General features: G+C 70.3%; 14 protein-coding genes and 2 tRNA genes. 13 read left to right on the top strand and 3 right to left on the bottom strand.

Annotated elements, in window-relative coordinates:
* Window positions 1–19 precede the first annotated feature (19 nt).
* Both epmB and JHB91_RS00905 read left to right on the top strand, forming a co-directional pair.
* Entirely contained in the window at window positions 20–1024 is a 1005-nt protein-coding gene (epmB, locus tag JHB91_RS00910) for an EF-P beta-lysylation protein EpmB (protein ID WP_199470842.1), read from the top strand.
* A 107-nt stretch (window positions 1025–1131) separates the two neighbouring features.
* Window positions 1132–3222: an EAL domain-containing protein gene (locus JHB91_RS00905; protein WP_199470841.1), complete on the top strand. Its 2091-nt coding sequence runs from the start codon at window positions 1132–1134 to the stop codon at window positions 3220–3222.
* 422 nt (window positions 3223–3644) lie between these two features.
* Here the strand turns inward: JHB91_RS00905 and htpX are convergent, their stop codons facing one another.
* Window positions 3645–4550 carry a protease HtpX gene (gene htpX, locus JHB91_RS00900; protein ID WP_199470840.1) on the bottom strand — a complete coding sequence of 302 codons (906 nt, stop codon included), beginning with the start codon at window positions 4548–4550 and terminating at the stop codon, window positions 3645–3647.
* Window positions 4551–4635: 85 nt separating this feature from the next.
* On the opposite strand from htpX, the gene gluQRS reads away from it, so the two are divergent.
* The 4 genes from gluQRS to phbB all read left to right on the top strand — a co-directional run bounded on the left by gluQRS (window position 4636) and on the right by phbB (window position 7696).
* Window positions 4636–5562 (top strand): tRNA glutamyl-Q(34) synthetase GluQRS, encoded by a 927-nt coding sequence (gluQRS, locus tag JHB91_RS00895; protein WP_199470839.1) that lies wholly within the window; start codon window positions 4636–4638, stop codon window positions 5560–5562.
* 48 nt (window positions 5563–5610) lie between these two features.
* On the top strand, window positions 5611–6351 hold the full coding sequence (locus JHB91_RS00890; protein ID WP_199470838.1) for a beta-ketoacyl-ACP reductase: 741 nt from the start codon (window positions 5611–5613) through the stop codon (window positions 6349–6351).
* A gap of 89 nt (window positions 6352–6440) precedes the next feature.
* A complete protein-coding gene (gene phaR / locus JHB91_RS00885) occupies window positions 6441–6947 on the top strand; it encodes a polyhydroxyalkanoate synthesis repressor PhaR (protein WP_199373028.1) in 507 nt (168 codons plus the stop codon).
* The gene (gene phbB, locus JHB91_RS00880; protein WP_199470837.1) at window positions 6944–7696 is read left to right on the top strand and encodes an acetoacetyl-CoA reductase; all 753 of its coding nucleotides are present in this window, start codon (window positions 6944–6946) and stop codon (window positions 7694–7696) included. Before phaR ends, phbB begins: the two co-directional genes overlap by 4 nt.
* A gap of 29 nt (window positions 7697–7725) precedes the next feature.
* On the opposite strand, the gene JHB91_RS00875 is transcribed toward phbB, so the two are convergent.
* Both JHB91_RS00875 and JHB91_RS00870 read right to left on the bottom strand, forming a co-directional pair.
* Window positions 7726–8634, bottom strand: a complete 909-nt coding sequence (locus JHB91_RS00875) for a M48 family metallopeptidase (protein ID WP_199470836.1) — start codon at window positions 8632–8634, stop codon at window positions 7726–7728.
* Between the two features lie 23 nt (window positions 8635–8657).
* Window positions 8658–10472: a formylglycine-generating enzyme family protein gene (locus JHB91_RS00870; protein WP_233398493.1), complete on the bottom strand. Its 1815-nt coding sequence runs from the start codon at window positions 10470–10472 to the stop codon at window positions 8658–8660.
* Window positions 10473–10651: 179 nt separating this feature from the next.
* Between JHB91_RS00870 and rnd the strand changes: the two genes are divergently transcribed.
* From rnd to JHB91_RS00835, 7 genes are all read left to right on the top strand, one after another.
* Window positions 10652–11770 (top strand): ribonuclease D, encoded by a 1119-nt coding sequence (gene rnd, locus JHB91_RS00865; protein ID WP_199470834.1) that lies wholly within the window; start codon window positions 10652–10654, stop codon window positions 11768–11770.
* A gap of 14 nt (window positions 11771–11784) precedes the next feature.
* Window positions 11785–11860: transfer RNA gene (locus JHB91_RS00860), tRNA-Ala, on the top strand.
* Window positions 11861–11988: 128 nt separating this feature from the next.
* Window positions 11989–12065, top strand: a tRNA-Arg gene (locus JHB91_RS00855).
* A 65-nt stretch (window positions 12066–12130) separates the two neighbouring features.
* Window positions 12131–13666, top strand: coding sequence for an aldehyde dehydrogenase family protein (locus JHB91_RS00850; protein ID WP_199470833.1), 1536 nt, complete (start codon window positions 12131–12133; stop codon window positions 13664–13666).
* Window positions 13667–13673: 7 nt separating this feature from the next.
* Window positions 13674–14729 carry a quinone-dependent dihydroorotate dehydrogenase gene (locus JHB91_RS00845; RefSeq protein ID WP_199470832.1) on the top strand — a complete coding sequence of 352 codons (1056 nt, stop codon included), beginning with the start codon at window positions 13674–13676 and terminating at the stop codon, window positions 14727–14729.
* Complete coding sequence (gene murB / locus JHB91_RS00840) at window positions 14726–15787, top strand: UDP-N-acetylmuramate dehydrogenase (RefSeq protein WP_343225032.1); 1062 nt, start codon at window positions 14726–14728, stop codon at window positions 15785–15787. The genes JHB91_RS00845 and murB overlap by 4 nt, the downstream gene beginning before the upstream one ends.
* A gap of 41 nt (window positions 15788–15828) precedes the next feature.
* Complete coding sequence (locus JHB91_RS00835) at window positions 15829–16698, top strand: DMT family transporter (protein WP_199472603.1); 870 nt, start codon at window positions 15829–15831, stop codon at window positions 16696–16698.
* Window positions 16699–16726 lie beyond the last annotated feature (28 nt).

The following is a 16726-nucleotide window of genomic DNA, read 5'->3' as shown; positions in this document are numbered from 1 at the left end:
GCGGCTAGAATGTGGCGAAATGATACTCGCAGCCCCCCTTCCCATGCAGCCACGCGGTTGGCAGCAGGCCTGGCGCGACTCGGTCCGCGACCCGCGCGAGCTGCTCGCCCTGCTCGGCCTGGAGGCCGAAGCCGGCTCCGTTCCGGACGCCGCCGTGGCTGCCTTCGCGCTGCGGGTGCCGCGCGCGTTCATCGGCCGGATGCGCCACGGCGACCGCCACGACCCCCTGCTGCGCCAGGTCCTGCCGCTGGATGACGAGCTGCGCACCGTGCCCGGGTTCGGGCTGGATGCGGTCGGCGATGGCGCCGCGCGCGTGGCCCGGGGAGTGATCCACAAGTACGAGGGCCGCGCCCTGCTGGTGGCCACCGGCAGCTGCGCGATCAACTGCCGCTACTGCTTCCGCCGCCACTTTCCCTACGCCGAAGAGACCGCCGCGGCGGGCGGCTGGGCCGCCGCCGTCGAGGCGATCGCCACCGATCCGTCCGTCACCGAGGTGATCCTGTCAGGCGGAGACCCGCTGGCGCTCGCCACCCACAAGCTGGTTGAAGTCACCGACCGCCTGCGCGCGGTGCCCCACGTGCGCCGCCTGCGCATCCACACCCGGCTGCCGGTGGTGCTGCCGGAGCGCGTGGATGACGCACTGCTGGCGTGGCTGTCTTCGCTGCCGTGGCCGGTGGTGGTGGTGGTGCACGCCAACCACGGCAACGAGTTCGACGCCGACGTGGATGCCGCCATGGCCGCGCTGCGCGCCGCCGGCGCCACCCTGCTCAACCAGGCGGTCCTGCTGGCCGGGGTCAACGATTCGATGGAGGCGCTGGCCACGCTGTGCGAGCGCGGGTTCGACGCCGGCGTGCTGCCGTACTACCTGCACCAGCTCGACCGCGTCGCCGGCACCGCGCATTTCGAGGTGGCCGACGCGCACGCCCGTGAACTGCACGCGGCGCTGGTCGCGCGCCTGCCCGGCTACCTTGTTCCCAGGCTAGTGCGCGAAGTCGCCGGCGATGCCTCGAAACGCGCGCTGTAATCGCCTGCGCATCGGCGACGACGCTCACGCTTCGCCAGCGCTGCATGCCGCTGTCGTGGACGCCGCGCGTCGGCGCATGGCATAACGCCGCTACCACGGAGACCGCAATGTCCAAGAGCCAGGATGCCGCCCTGCGGCTGATGATCGTCGACGACAGCGTCGAAGCGGCCGAAGCCATCGTCAGTACGCTGCGCAACGCCGGCATCGCGGTGCGCCCGCTGCGCCCGGCATCGGCGGACGAACTGGCAACCACCATCGCGGCGCAGCCGATCGACGTGGTGGTGGCCGAACAGGCGTCCGCCAGCGTGCCGTTCGCGCAGCTCATGCAGCAGGTGCTGGCCAGCGGCAAGGACCTTCCGGTGGTGGCGCTGGCCGAGACCATCGACGAGGCCGGCTACGTCGACGCGATGACCGCCGGCGTGCGCGCGGTCGCCCTGCGCGAACGGCCGCAACTGCTGCTGGCCGCGATCCGCGAAGTCTGGGCCGACGTCGAGGCACGGCGCGCGCTGCGCCGGCTCGAAGGCCGCCTGCGCGAGACCGAGCGCCGTTGCGACGCGCTGATCGATTCCTCGCGCGAGCCGATCGCCTACATCCACGAAGGCATGCATATCCGCGCCAACCAGGCCTACCTGGAGATGTTCGGCTATGACGATTTCGAGGACGTCGAGGGCATGTCGCTGCTCGACATGGTCGCGCCACAGCACATCGAGGGCTTCCGGCAGCTGCTCAAGGACCTCGCCCGCGGCGACGCCCCGCCGCCGCGCCATGAACTCGAGGCACGCGACATCAACGGCAACGCGTTCCCCGCGGCCATGGAGTTCACCCAGGCGCAGTACGAGGGCGAGCCCTGCCTGCAGGTAATCTTCCGCCGCCAGGACGCGTTCGACCCCGAGCTGGCGCAGGAGATCGAGGAACTGCGCCAGCGCGACCAGGTCACCGGGCTGCTCAACCGGCCGACATTCCTGCGCGCGCTGGAGGATGCGGTCGACGCGGTATCGCAGGGCAGCGTGCAGCACGGCCTGCTGCTGGTCGAACCCGACCACTACCAGCACCTGCTGGCAGATATCGGCCTGGATTCAGCCGATGCCATCCTCGCCGCGGTGGGCACGCGCCTGCAGGCCGTGGTCGAGGCCGAAGGCGAGGACGCGATCGCGGCCCGCTTCGGCGAACACACGCTCGCCGTGCTGTTGCGCAACAGCGACCACACCCGCACCCAGGCCACTGCCGCGCGCGTGCTCGAAGCCTTCGCCGCGGAGCTGTTCGAGATCGGCGAACGCTCCAGCGTGATCACCGCGAGCATCGGCGGCGTGCAGGTCGGCGAGAAGATCGCCAGCGTCAGCCAAGTGCTGGCCAAGGCCACCGAGGGCGTGACCTCGGCCAGCGGCACCGGCGGCAACCGCCTGGAGCTGTTCGACGCCAGCGCGGTCGACCGCGCCGAGGAAGAACACGTCCAGGCCTGGGTCACCCGCCTGCGCGACGCGCTCGACAGCGAGGGCTTCCTGCTGCATTACCAGCCGGTGATCAGCCTGCAGGGCGATACCGGCGCGGTATACGAGGCGTTCCTGCGCCTGAAAAGCGACGACGGCGAGCTGATCAAGCCGCTGACGTTCCTGCAGATCGCCGAAGAGCACGGCCTGCTGTGGGAGATCGACCGCTACGTGGTGGGCCACACCATCGCGGTGATCGGCGAGCGCATCCGCGCCGGCCGGCCCACCACGCTGCTGGTCAAGGTCAGCCAGGCGTCGCTGCACGACGACAGCCTGCCGCGCTACATCGGCGAGCAGCTGCTGGCGCACGGCGTGCCCGGCGAGTACCTGGTGCTGGAACTGCCCGAGGCCAAGGTGTTCACCCACCTCAAGGCGGCGCAGGCGTTCGCGGCGGCCATCGGCCGCCTGGACTGCCGGATCGCGCTGGAGCACTTCGGGGCGGGCCTGGATTCGTTCCAGCTGCTGGCGCACCTGAAGCCGAACATGCTGAAGATCGACCCGGGCTTCACCGAGGATCTGGCCAAGAGCGCCGACAACCAGCAGCGCGTCCGCGAGATCGCCGGCAAGGCGCGCGAGCTCGGCATCCAGACCATGGCCGAATTCGTCAGCGATGCGGCCACGATGTCGGTGCTGTTCGGCACCGGGGTGGACTACGTGTCCGGGCACTTCCTGGCGCCGTCCGGGCCGGACATGGGTTACGACTTCGAATAAGGGCTGCTTTCGCAAGGCCACGGTCCGGCTGGAGACTGCAGGCCGCAAGCTTCGCTGGCGTTCCGAGGCGTGCGCTTGCGGCCTGCAGCCTCCAGCCTCCTCGTGATCCTGCTGCAGTGGGAGGGCAGCAAGGACGGGACAGTGCTCTGGGGTGCTGGCCGACAATCCGTCGCGGTGCATGAAGGCTGTCCGCGCATGTCGGCGCTCGCACGCCTCGGAACGCCAGCGAAGAGCGTCGGCATGCGCGGACAGCCCCGCGTGAACCCGCAAGGCTCACCACAACCCGCCACGGCCCAACACCGACTGGCCGGGCATGTCGGCACGCGCACGCCTCGGAACGCCAGCGAAGCGGGGCGGCATGCGCGGGCAGCCCCGCCGCAGCCCCCTCCTGCTCGCCCCGCCGCTACCTCAGCGCAGCGGGATCAGGCGAGGAAGCCCTGCTGCAGGGCAGCCTTGCCGTCGATGCTGCCGGCTTCGAGGGCGCGGATGCGCTCTTCCAGCGGCGGGTGGCTCATCATCAGGCGGCGCAGGCCGTGGGCCACGCCACCGCTGATGCCGAACGCCGCGACCTGCTTGGGCAGGGTGTTGGCGCCCTGGTTGAGCGACAGGCGCTTGAGCGCGGCGACCATCTTGTCGCGGCCGGCCAGCGCGGCACCGCCGGCGTCGGCGCGGAATTCGCGGTGGCGCGAGAACCACATCGCAATCACGCTGGCGAACAGCCCGAACACCATGTCGAGCACGAACACGATGGCGAAGTAGGCCATGCCACCGCCGCCTTCGCGGCCGTTGCTGAGATAACCGTCCACCGCGCGCCCGACCACGCGCGCCAGCACGATCACGAACGTGTTCAGCACGCCCTGCAGCAGCGCCATGGTCACCATGTCGCCGTTGGCCACGTGGCTGACCTCGTGGGCCAGCACGGCCTCGGCCTCGCCGTGGTCCATCGAGCGCAGCAGGCCCGTGGAAACCGCGACCAGCGCGTTGTTGCGGCTCGCGCCGGTCGCGAAGGCGTTGATTTCGGGCGCTTCGTACACCGCCACTTCCGGCATGCCGATGCCGGCGGCCTGCGCCTGGCGGGCGACGGTGTCGACCAGCCAGCGCTCGGTCTCGTTGCGCGGCTGGGTGATGACGTGCAGCCCTGCGGCGCGCTTGGCCACCCACTTCGACGACAGCAGCGAGATCAGCGAACCGCCGAAGCCGAACAGCATCGCCATCACCAGCAAGCCGCCCATCGACTGCGGATTGATGCCGAACACCGACATGATGACGCTGAGCAGCGCGAGTACCGCCAGGTTGGTGGCGAGGAAGAGAGCAACGCGCTTGAGCATGGGGTGTGTCCTGGAATGACGCGGGTATGCGGTGCAAATTGTGGGCGCACGCGTTTAAATTCAAGCTGACGCCCAGGTGCCCACCGTGCCCCCCCAGCCAGCCCATCCGCCACGACCGCCGTACCGCGGCCGCTTCGCACCCTCGCCCACCGGGCCACTGCATTTCGGGTCGCTGCTCGTGGCCTTCGGTAGCTGGCTGCTCGCGCGCCGCGCCGGTGGCGAGTGGCTGGTGCGAGTGGAAGACATCGACCCGCCGCGCGAGGTGGCCGGGGCGGCAGGCGCGCAACTGCGCACGCTGTCGGCGTTCGGCCTGCACCCCGACCGCCCGGTCGAACACCAGTCGCGCCGCGGGGCGCTTTACGCGGAGGCCCTGGCCAGGCTGCTGGACGGGGGCCTGGCGTTCGAATGCCATTGCAGCCGTACCGACCTCGCCGCCAGCGGTGGCATCCATCGTCGCTGCGTCCCGGGCGCGCGCCGCACCGATCCCGCGATCCGGCTGCGCGTGGCCGACGGCACCCGCATGGCGTTCGACGACGGCGTGCATGGCCGCGTTACCCAGGACGTGGCCCGCGAAGCCGGCGACTTCGTGCTGCGCCGCGCCGACGGACCCTGGGCCTACCAGCTCGCCGTGGTCGTCGACGATGCCGCGCAGGGCATCACCGACATCGTCCGCGGCGCCGACCTGCTCGACTCCACCCCGCGCCAGTTGCTGCTGCAGCAGGCGCTCGGCCTGCCGCGTCCGCGCTACCTGCACCTGCCGCTGGTGCTGGACGGCGACGGCCGCAAGCTGTCGAAATCGCTGCACGCGCTTGCTGTCGATGCCGGGCATCCGCTGCCGGCGCTGCGTGCCGCATGGCGTGCGCTGGGCCAGGCTCCGCACGCGCTGCCGTCGCATGCTGCACTCGCGCCGCTGCTGGCCGCTGCAGTGGCGGCCATTGATCCCGCCCGCATCCCGCAGGCGCCGGTGTCCATCGCCGCATTGCACAACGGCGCTGCAATGGATGACGCATAGAATCCGGCAACGGACGCGTCCGGCGTCCATGCAACGGGGAGCGCAGACATGGAAGGACGGGTGGCTTTGGTGACCGGCGGTACCGGCGGCATCGGCACGGCGATCTGCAAGCGGCTGGCAGACGCGGGCTACCGCGTGGCCACCAACTATCGCAACGAGGAGCGCGCGAGGGCCTGGCAGCAGGAGATGCGGGCCCACGGTTGCGAGGTCGCGCTTGCGCGCGGCGACGTGTCCAGCGCCGAAGACGCGGCCGCCATGGTGCGCGACGTGGAAGCCCAGCTCGGCCCGGTCGACGTGCTGGTCAACAACGCCGGCATCACCCGCGACGGCACCTTCCACAAGATGACCGCGGACCAGTGGAACGAGGTCATCGACACCAACCTCAACTCCTGCTTCAACGTCACCCGCGCGGTCATCGAGGGCATGCGCGAGCGCAAGTGGGGCCGGATCATCCAGATCAGTTCGATCAACGGCCAGAAGGGCCAGTACGGACAGGCCAACTACGCCGCCGCCAAGGCCGGCATGCACGGCTTCACGATTTCGCTGGCGCAGGAAAACGCGAAGTTCGGCATCACCGTCAACACCGTGTCCCCCGGCTACATCGGCACCGACATGGTGATGGCCGTGCCCGAGGCGGTGCGCGAGAAGATCGTTGCCCAGATTCCCACCGGGCGCCTCGGCCATCCGGATGAAATCGCCTACGCGGTGGCGTTCTTCCTCCCCGACGAAGCTGCCTGGATCACCGGCGCCAACCTGTCGGCCAACGGCGGCCAATACATGGGCTGGTGAGCGTGACGGCGCCCCTCGGGGCGCCGGTTGCAAGCCCTGCTGCACTGCGCCATGCTGCGGGCAAGTCCCGTTTTCAGAGCGCCTGCTCCATGGCCATGCGCGTCATCAAGAAGTATCCCAACCGCCGTCTGTACGACACCGAGATCTCGAGCTACATCACCATCGAGGACGTCCGGCAACTGATCGTCGACGGCGAGGACTTCGAGGTCCGCGACGCCAAGAGCGGCGACGACCTGACCCGCCAGGTGCTGCTGCAGATCATCACCGAGCACGAGCAGGACGGGCAGCCGATGCTGTCCACCGAACTCCTCAGCCAGATCATCCGCTTCTACGGCGACTCGCTGCAGGGCTTCATGGGCACCTACCTGGAACGCTCGATGCATACGTTCCTGGAGCAGCAGCAGCAGTTCCGCCAGCAGATGGGCGGCATGCTCGGGCAGACGCCGTGGGCCATGATGAACCAGCTCACCGAGCGCAACATGGCCATGTGGCAGGAACTGCAGAAGAACCTGGTCGGCGGCGTAGCGCGCCCGGCCTCCGAGCCGGCCGACAAGACCGGCAAGGCGAGCGGCAGCCAGAAGCCGCGCGGCAAGTGACGGCCGCCACGGGGAAACGCGTTGCCGTCGTCACCGGCGGCATCGGCGGGCTGGGCACGGCCATCTGCCGGACGCTCGCCGCGTCGGGACAACGCGTGATCGCCGCCGACCTCGGCCGCGATGCCGCGCGCGTCGCAGCCTTCGAAGCCGCGGTCGACGGGCTGGACGTGGCCTTCCTGCCGCTGGATGTGGCCGACTTCGACGCCTGTGGCAGCTTCGTGGCCGATGTCGAGGAAAGCGAGGGCCGCCTCGACGTGCTGGTCAACGCCGCCGGCATCACCCGCGACGGTACGCTGCGCAAGATGGACCGCGAGCAGTGGGATTCGGTGCTGTCGGTGAACCTCGACGGCGTGTTCAACCTCTGCCGGCACGCGGTCGACGGCATGGCGGCGCGCGGCCACGGCCGCATCGTCAACATAAGTTCGGTCAACGGCCAGACCGGGCAGTTCGGCCAGACCAACTACGCCGCGGCGAAGGCCGGCATGCACGGCTTCACCATGGCGCTGGCGCGCGAGGTCGCGCGCAAGGGCGTGACCGTCAACTCGGTGTCGCCCGGCTATTGCGAGACGGCGCTGGTGCTGGCCATTCCCGAAGAAATCCGCGCTGGCATCGTCGCCCAGGTGCCGGTCGGGCGCCTCGGCCGCCCCGACGAAATCGCCCGCACCGTAGCCTTCCTCGCCGCCGAGGACGCCGGTTACATCACCGGCGCCAACATTCCCGTCAACGGCGGGATGTTCATGAGCTTCTGAGCGGCCCGGAAAAGCCTGTTTACCCGCATTCAGCGCGCCGCGGTCGCGCCCTGCGGGCAGAAGCGTTTCTGGTATTCCATCGCCTTGGGCATCAGCGACTGCAGGTTCTCGATGCGCGTGCCTGGATTGGGATGCGTGGACGAGAACTCGGGCGGCGCCTGGCCACCGCTGGCCGCGCTCATCCGCTCCCAGAGCGGCACCGCTTCCTGCGGGTCGTAGCATGCGGCGGCGGCGAGCATCAGGCCGACCACGTCGGCTTCGGTTTCGTGCTTGCGCGCATACGGCAGCAGGTAGCCGTAGCCCATCGCCGCCATCACCATCTGTTGCTGCTGCGGGTCCATGCCGCTCATGGCGCCCGCCATCTGCCCGACCTGGGTCAGCTTTTGCTGCGCCATGCGCTGGGCACCGTGGCGCAACAGGGCATGGGCGATCTCGTGGCCCATCACCACCGCCATCGCATCGTCGTTCTGCGCCACCGGCACCAGGCCGGTGTACACCGCCATCTTGCCCCCGGGCAGGCAGAAGGCATTCGCCTGCTCGGACTGGATGACATTGACGTCCCACTCGAAGCCGGCCGAGAAGCCCGGCGCCTGCTGCCCGTTTTCCGCCGCCAGCGCCGCCTCCACTTCCGGCACCTTGGCAATCAGGCGCTGCGCGATCTCGCGGATCTCGCGCGCGATCGGCAGGTTGGGGTCCACAGGCTGTTCGGTCGACAGGATCTCCTCGTAGGCCTGCAGGCCCAGCGCCTTCTCGTCCTCGATCGACAGCGACTTGTCGATCAGCACTTTCTCGCCGGTCACCGGGTCGACGGTCTGGTTGGAGAAGTAGTAGTAGGCGCCGTAGCCGATGAAGGCGATCAGGATCAGGATCCTGGGGTTGAAGCCGCGACGCGACGACGACTGGCGCTGCTGTTGCCGCCCGAACGGGTCCTGACGCATTCGCCTTGCTCCTGCCGTTGGATTCAGATGTCGCGCGCGACCCGGAAGCCCACGCGTGCGTTGGTGTTGTCGACCGGTGCCGGTGCGCGCCAGGCGCTGCGTGTCTGCACCGGGGAGCTCGCCCAGGCACCGCCGCGCACCACCTGCGTGCGGCAGCCGGGATTCACCCAGGCTGCGCCGTCAGCGGGGGCCCGTCGATAGCTGTCATGCCAGCAGTCGGCGACCCATTCGCTGACATTGCCCGCCAGGTCGTGAAGACCGAATGCATTCGCGGAGAAGCTTCCCACCGGAGCCGGACCCCAGTGCCCGTCGTCGTAGTCGTCGAAGGCGTTGCTCCAGCTGCGGCCGCCGGGCGACCGGTCCTTGTCGCCGGTCAGGTTGCCCGCCCCGGCCGGCGGCGCGCCGTCGCCCCATGGGTACTGGCCACTGCCCCCGGCGCGCAGCGCGTACTCGAACTCGGCCTCGCTCGGCAGGCGGTAGCGCTGGCCGGTCACCGAGGCCAGCCAGTCCGCATAGGCCTGTGCGTCGCGCGCGCTGACGTGCACCACCGGCAGTGCACCTTCGGCGACCTTGCCGGAGAAGTCGGTGCGCCAGTCGGCCTTGCTGCGGCGCACGAAGTTGCCGCTGCGCTCGTCGTAGGCCATCGAGAACCCGCGTCGCTCGGCGCGGCTGCGATGACCGGTCGCGTCGACGAACCTGCGGAACTCGGCCACGGTCACTTCGTGCTGCGACAGCGCGAAGCCGCGGTCGAAGCGCAGGTTGCGGCTGGGTTTCTCGCTGTCCTCCGCGTCGCGGTCATCGTCGGCGGCGCCCATGGTGAATCCGCCATGCGGCACCACCACCATCTGCGGCCCACGGCCACCACCGGCGCCGTCGGTGAAGCGCTGACCGGGGCGGAAATTTCCGTAGTGCACCGCCAGGTCGATCCGCTCGCGCAGCTCGACCACCGCCGGATCGCCGGGCGCGGCCAGGTTGAGCATCTGCGCCAGGCGCGCGCGCGCGCGTTCGATGCCGTCCGCGCCATGCAGCGCGGCCATCGCCTCGTCGCGCAGGGCCAGCACGCGCGCGCGGCGCATGATGGCCACGCGCTCGCGCGCGTCCGGGATCGTCGCGCTGTCCTCGCGCACCTTGGCCGCATGCGCAATCCAGGCATCGGCGTCGTCGAAATCGCCCTTCGCCGCCGCGTCTTCGGCGCGCCTGATAAGCGCGCTCTCGATGGCGGCCAGCGTCTGCATGGCCCGCGGCTGGCCTTCGGACAGCGCCAGCACCTCATGCACGCGGGCCAGCGCGCCACCGCCGTCTTCGCCCAGGCGACCGGCGCGCAGTTCGCCCTCGGCGCTGCGGTTGAGTTCCCACAGCTGTTCGGCTCGGTCGACCTTGGCCAGGTACGCACGCACCGCCTCGTCAGCCGGACGCAGGCTGCGCGCGACCGCCGCGACCTGCTGCGCGCGACGCAGGGCGGTGATGTCGTCGCCGGCGCCGGCGAGTGCCTGGTCGCCCTGCGCAAGCAGGTCCTGCAGCGCGCGCTCCAGGCCGGCGCGGGCCCCGCGGTCGTCGCCATCCCGGCCCAGGATGGCGAGGTACAGCGGGATGGCGGAGTTCACGCCGAGATCAAGGTCGCCGGATTCCAACGCGACCTGCGCGCGCGCGCGCGTCGCGGCGAGGTCTTCGTCGCCCTCCGGCAGGACCACGCGCGGCGCGCGCCACGTCAGGCGCTCGGCGATGCTGTCATCGCCGCTGATGGTGACGTTGCCATCGGCCGCCCCGGCACCTGCTGCGGCGTCGCCCTGCGGGTCGGCATCACCGGCGTCGCGGCTGCAAGCGGCCGAAAGCGCCATGGCCAACGCCATGAACGCGACAGCCCGGAGGGGGCGGCGAGGTCGGGGAGAGGCTGTGCGTGGGGCATTCACGGGCGCCAGATTACGGCAAGCGGCCGATACCGCGCAGCGCCCCCGGCTCGCGGACCTGCCTTTGCTGCGTTTGCCGAGCACACGGCGCGGTCGGTAAGCTGGCGCCGATGGACCAAGACTTCCGCTGGATCGCCGAGCCGGCCGCCCTGCTCGCCCGCTTCGAAACACGCCCCGCGCGCATCGGCCTGGATACCGAGTTCATCCGCGAACGCACCTGGTGGCCGCAGCTGGCCCTGGTGCAGATCGCCGTGCACGACGAGATCCTGCTGGTCGATACCCTGGCGCCGGGCACCTGCGACGCGCTGCGCCCGATCCTGCTCGACCCCGCGATCACCAAGGTGATGCACAGCGCCAGCGAGGACCTGATCGCGTTCCGCCGTGCCTGCGATGCCGTACCCGAAGGCCTGTTCGACACCCAGGTCGCGGCCGCGATCGCAGGCGTTGCGGCCGGCGCCGGCTACCAGAAGCTGGTGGCGGAGATCCTCGGCGTGACGCTGTCGAAGGGCGAGACCCGTTCCGACTGGCTGCGGCGGCCGCTGTCCGAAGCGCAGCTTGCGTACGCCGCCGACGACGTGCGCCATCTGTTCGCCCTGCACGACCACCTGCGCGACCGCCTTGACGCGCTCGGCCGCCTGGACTGGCTGCGCGAAGACTGCGCGCGCATGCGCGACACCGCGCGCAGCGATGGCCTGGAGCGCTGGCCACACCTGCCGATCCGCGCCGCGCAGTCGCTGGATGGCGACGGCCAGCGCCGCCTGCTGCGGCTGCTGCGCTGGCGCGACGCCTGGGCGCGCGAACACGACCGGCCGCGCACCTGGGTGCTCGACAACGAGTTGGCCGCCGGCATCGCGCGCGCCAACCCCGTGGATTCCGGCGCGCTGAAGCAGCTGCTCGATGCCCACCCCAAGGCGCCGCGCAAGCTGGGTGCAGAACTCTGGGCCGCCCTGGGCACGCCGCTGGCCGACGAGGCCGACGCGCCCCCGATCCGCACCGAGGAGCGCGACAAGGCTGCGGTCCGCCGCCTCCAGGACGCCGTCGCCGCGCGCAGCGCCGAACTTGGCCTTCCCGATGGCGTGCTCGCCTCGCGGCGTCGGCTGGAGTCGCTGCTCGACGACGGCGACTGGTCGGTGCTGGGCGGCTGGCGCCGCGAACTGCTGTCCCCCACGCTGGCGCCGCTGCTGGCCAGCGGCACGCAGTGTTTGCCGAGCGGCGGAACCAACGTATAGAATCCGCAGCTCGTGGGGCGGTAGCTCAGCTGGGAGAGCGTCGCGTTCGCATCGCGAAGGTCAGGGGTTCGATCCCCCTCCGCTCCACCACGATTTCCAGACGCCCGACCCGAAAGGTCGGGCGTTTTTTTTTGGCGGCGCAGGCGCCGGCCACTTCGGGGCCTTCCCGCGGCCTTTTTGCCGCCACCATGCACGGCGTGCCAAAATCGCGGGTTGCAGCCCCCGTAGCTCAGCTGGATAGAGCGTCCCCCTCCTAAGGGGAAGGTCGTGCGTTCGAATCGCGCCGGGGGCGCCACCCTCATCGCATCGACGGACGGTCGCCCCCGGGCCCGCCGCCGCGCACGAACGCAGGAGCCTGCCATGTCCCACCCCGTACTCACCGCCCTCGGCCTGTCCGCCCACGAGTCCGGCACCTTCCTCGGTGGTGGCGAATGGTCGAAGACCGCCGATGCCGGTGTGCTCGAGCCGGTCAACCCGAGCACTGGCGAGGTGCTGGCCAAGGTCAATGCCTCCTCGCAGGCCGATTACGAACTGATCGTCGAGCGCGCGCAGGCCGCGTTCAAGGTCTGGCGCACCACGCCCGCCCCGCGCCGCGGCGAAGCGATCCGCCTTTGCGCCGACGCGCTGCGCGCGCACAAGGATGAACTCGGCTCGCTGGTCGCGCTCGAGATGGGCAAGTCCAAGCCCGAAGGCGACGGCGAGGTCCAGGAGATGATCGACATCGGCGACTTCGCGGTCGGACTGTCGCGCCAGCTCTACGGCCTGACCATGCACTCCGAGCGCCCGGGCCACCGCATGTACGAGCAGTGGCACCCGCTGGGCATCGTCGGAATCATCTCGGCGTTCAACTTCCCGGTCGCGGTCTGGGCCTGGAACTCGTTCATCGCCGCAGTGTGCGGCGACATCTCGATCTGGAAGCCCTCGGGCAAGACCCCGCTGTCGGCGATCGCCTCGGTGCGCATCTGCAACGAGGCGCTGGCCAAGGCCGGTTTCCCCGACCTGTTCTTCATGTTCAACGATGCCGGCAACGACCTTGCCGAGCGCTTCGTGGACGACAAGCGCATCGCGCTGGTGAGCTTCACCGGCTCCACGCGCGTCGGCCGCCAGGTCGGCGAGCGCGTCGCGCGCCGCATGGGCCGCTCGCTGCTGGAACTGGGCGGCAACAACGCGATCATCGTCGACGAGACCGCGGACCTTGCGCTCGCGATCCCGGCGATCGCCTTCGGCGCCGTCGGCACCGCCGGCCAGCGCTGCACCAGCACGCGCCGCGTCTTCATCCACGAGTCGATCTTCGACGACGTGCTGGGCAAGCTGAAGACCGCCTACGCGCAGGTGGAGAAGAAGATCGGCGACCCGACCGATGCCGCAAACCTCATGGGCCCGCTCAACAGCCAGTCCGCGGTCGACGCCTTCCTGGCGGCGATCGAGCAGGCCAAGGCCGCCGGCGGCAAGGTCGAGAGTGGCGGCACCGCGCTCACCGACCGCAAGGGCTTCTTCGTGCTGCCGACCATCATCACCGGCCTGGCCAACAGCGCCGAAGTCGTGCAGACCGAGACCTTCGCGCCGATCCTGTACGTGATGAAGTATTCGCAGCTCGACGAGGCGATCGCGATGCAGAACGACGTGCCGCAGGGCCTGTCGTCGTCGATCTTCACCACCAACCTCAAGCGCGCCGAGGCGTTCCTGTCGGCGGCCGGATCTGACTGCGGCATCGCCAACGTCAACATCGGCACCTCGGGCGCCGAGATCGGCGGCGCGTTCGGCGGCGAGAAGGAAACCGGCGGCGGACGCGAGTCCGGCTCGGACGCCTGGCGCGCCTACATGCGCCGCCAGACCAACACCATCAACTACTCGGACGCGCTGCCGCTGGCCCAGGGCATCAAGTTCGATATCTGAGGACGCGATGTACGGGTTGGCACGGCCTTTCCTCTTCGCACTCGAGCCGGAACGTGCACACCGGCTCGGCCTGGCGTCCATGGAGGCGCTGCACCGCGTGCGGCTGCAGCGCCTGCTCGGCGCCCGGCCGCGCCCGTTCCCGACGCGCGCCTTCGGCCTGGATTTCCCCAACCCCGTGGGTCTTGCCGCGGGGCTGGACAAGAACGGCGAACACATCGACGCGCTGCTTGCGCTCGGCTTCGGCTTTGTCGAGATCGGCACGGTCACGCCGCGCGCGCAGCCGGGCAACCAGGCACCGCGCATGTTCCGCCTGCCGCAGTACCGCGCGCTGATCAACCGGCTGGGCTTCAACAACAATGGCGTGGATGCGCTGGTGCGCAACGTGGAACGCGCAAGGCGCCAGGGTGGCCTGCTCGGCATCAACATCGGCAAGAACAAGGACACCCCGAACGAATCCGCGGTGACCGACTACCTGCACTGCCTGGAACGCGTCTATCCGCTCGCCGACTACGTGACGGTCAACATTTCATCGCCCAATACCGCGGGCCTGCGCGAGCTGCAGGAAGAACAGGCGCTGCGGCGGCTGGTCGGCGAACTGCGCGAAGCACAGGAGCGGCTGGCCTCGCGCCACGGCCGCCGCGTGCCGCTGCTGGTCAAGGTCGCACCCGACCTCAGCGACGAGGACATCGATGCCGCCGCGCGCGTGCTCGGTGACCTCTCGGTCGACGGCGTGATCGCCACCAACACCACGGTGTCGCGCATCGCCGTGCAGGGCCACCGGCATGCGGCACAGGCGGGGGGGCTGTCCGGCGAGCCGCTGATGAACAAGTCCACCGCGGTGCTGCGCATGCTGCGCACCCGCTTGCCCGACGGTATTCCGCTGATCGGCGTGGGCGGGGTGATGTCCGGCGCCGATGCGGCCAAGAAGACCGCGGCCGGCGCAACGCTGGTGCAGCTCTACACCGGGCTGGTGTACCGCGGGCCGCGCCTGATCGGCGAGTGCGTGGAGGCCATCCGCCGCCGCAAGGAAGCGCCCAGCCGCGGAAACCTGCCCAACCTGTGAGCGCCACGCCGATTGACGCCCCGCACGCCGTGCGCTGGACCCGCGACGCCGACCTGGTCGATCGCACCACGTTCCGCGTGCCCGCGCGCGCCGCGTGGCTGGTCGAGGTGGGCGATGCCACCGCCCTGCCCGCCGTACTCGCCGACCCGCGGATCCAAGGCGGCGAACTGCTGGTGATCGGTGGCGGCAGCAACCTGCTGTTCGCCGCCAACCTCGAAGGCGTTGCGCTGGCCATGCGCGACAGCGCGGTCGCGGTGATCGACGAGGACGCGGACAGGGTCGTCGTGCGCGCCGGTGCCGGTCGTGGCTGGCACGACTTCGTGCTCGACACGCTCGCCCTCGGACTGTCCGGGCTGGAGAACCTGTCGCTGATCCCGGGCACGGTCGGCGCCGCGCCGATCCAGAACATCGGCGCCTACGGTGTCGAGATCGAGCGCCACGTGCACGCGGTCGAGGCCTGGGACCGCGACGCGGGCCACCTGGTGCGCCTCGATGCCGCGGCCTGCGGCTTCGCCTACCGCGACAGCCGCTTCAAGCGCGAGCGCGCACGCTGGATCGTCACCGCGGTGGAGTTCGCCCTGGCGCGCACGCCGCGGCTGGAGCTCGGCTACGTGGGCATTGGCGAGGAGCTCGCGGCCATGCGCATCGAATCGCCGACCCCGGCGCAGGTGTCCGAGGCGGTGTGCCGCATCCGCCGGCGCAAACTCCCGGATCCGGCCCTGCTCGGCAACGCCGGCAGCTTCTTCAAGAATCCGATCGTGCCGGTCGCGCAGGCCGACGCGCTGCTTGCCGCGCACCCGCGCCTGCCCTGCTTCGCGTCGGGCATGCCTGGCATGCGCAAGCTGTCCGCGGCGTGGCTGATCGACGCCGCCGGCTGGAAAGGCCATCGCGACGGCGACGCCGGCGTGGCGCCCGGGCACGCCCTGGTGCTGGTCAACCACGGCGGTGCCAGTGGCGCCGGGCTGCTTGCGCTGGCGCGACGCATCACCGCGTCGGTCGAAGCGCGCTTCGGCGTTGCCCTCGAGCCGGAGCCACGCATCGTCGGCGCCGCCTGGTGAATCCGGGGTCCGCCAGCCCGCAGGCGCGCGCCGCGCTGCTGATGCTCGGCAGCACCACCTTCTTCGCGGCGATGGCGGTCATGATCCGCATCGCCTCGGCGGACCTTTCGACTTACCAGGTCGCGTTCTTCCGCAACCTGTTCGGCCTGCTGTTCCTGCTGCCGTTCCTGTTCCGCGACGGCTGGCGCCTGCCGCGCACCACGCAGCTGCCGCGTTACCTGGTGCGCTGCGCGATCGGCGTGGCGTCGATGCTGTGCGGCTTCTGGGCGCTGGGCAACCTGCCGATGGCGCAGGCGGTGGCGCTGTCGTATGCCACGCCGCTGCTCGCGACCGTGGCCGCGGTGTTCATCCTCGGCGAAACCGTGCGCATGCGGCGCTGGTCGGCGGTGGTGATCGGCCTGGTTGGCGTGCTGGTGATCGTGCGCCCGGGCAGCGAGGCTTTCAGCGCCGGCAGCCTGGTGGCGCTGGGTGGCGCCCTGCTCTCGGCGCTGGTGGCGATCCAGATCAAGCAGCTGTCGCGCGTGGACGCCGCCGACACCATCGTGTTCTACACCTACGTGTTCTGGGTGCCGATGTCGCTGGTGCCGGCACTGTTCGCCTGGGAGTGGCCGCAGGGCATCACCTGGCTGTGGCTGCTGCTGCTCGGCGCGTTCGGCACCGGTGGCCAGCTGCTGTGGACGCGGGCGCTGAAGATCGGCGAGGTCTCGGCGCTGCAGCCGATCAGCTTCATGCAGTTGCCGCTGGTGGCGGTGGCGGCCTGGCTGCTGTTCGGCGAGGCGCCCACGCGCTGGACCCTCATCGGCGCCGGCATCATCCTGGGTGCCAACATCTATATCGCGCACCGCGAGGTGCAGTTGGCGCGGCGCGCCGCGACGAGCGCCCCGGCCGAGGCTGCCAAGCCCGGGGAATAGCGCAGCGCTGAGCTGCAACGGCAAAGGG

The sequence above is a fragment of the Luteimonas sp. MC1828 genome, from assembly GCF_016461615.1.
In the GTDB taxonomy this organism is placed as follows: domain Bacteria; phylum Pseudomonadota; class Gammaproteobacteria; order Xanthomonadales; family Xanthomonadaceae; genus Luteimonas.
The sequence above is the reverse complement of the archived record's forward strand: the minus strand, read 5'-3'. Positions and strand labels throughout refer to the sequence as shown.

Coding starts and splice junctions, on each gene's coding strand:
- rnd (WP_199470834.1), top strand. CDS start 10,652: ATGGACCAAGACTTCCGCTGGATCGCCGAGCCGGCCGCCCTGCTCGCC.
- JHB91_RS00845 (WP_199470832.1), top strand. CDS start 13,674: ATGTACGGGTTGGCACGGCCTTTCCTCTTCGCACTCGAGCCGGAACGT.
- JHB91_RS00850 (WP_199470833.1), top strand. CDS start 12,131: ATGTCCCACCCCGTACTCACCGCCCTCGGCCTGTCCGCCCACGAGTCC.
- htpX (WP_199470840.1), bottom strand. CDS start 4,550: ATGCTCAAGCGCGTTGCTCTCTTCCTCGCCACCAACCTGGCGGTACTC.
- JHB91_RS00875 (WP_199470836.1), bottom strand. CDS start 8,634: ATGCGTCAGGACCCGTTCGGGCGGCAACAGCAGCGCCAGTCGTCGTCG.
- JHB91_RS00870 (WP_233398493.1), bottom strand. CDS start 10,472: ATGGCGCTTTCGGCCGCTTGCAGCCGCGACGCCGGTGATGCCGACCCG.
- phaR (WP_199373028.1), top strand. CDS start 6,441: ATGGCCATGCGCGTCATCAAGAAGTATCCCAACCGCCGTCTGTACGAC.
- epmB (WP_199470842.1), top strand. CDS start 20: ATGATACTCGCAGCCCCCCTTCCCATGCAGCCACGCGGTTGGCAGCAG.
- JHB91_RS00905 (WP_199470841.1), top strand. CDS start 1,132: ATGTCCAAGAGCCAGGATGCCGCCCTGCGGCTGATGATCGTCGACGAC.
- JHB91_RS00835 (WP_199472603.1), top strand. CDS start 15,829: ATGCTCGGCAGCACCACCTTCTTCGCGGCGATGGCGGTCATGATCCGC.
- JHB91_RS00890 (WP_199470838.1), top strand. CDS start 5,611: ATGGAAGGACGGGTGGCTTTGGTGACCGGCGGTACCGGCGGCATCGGC.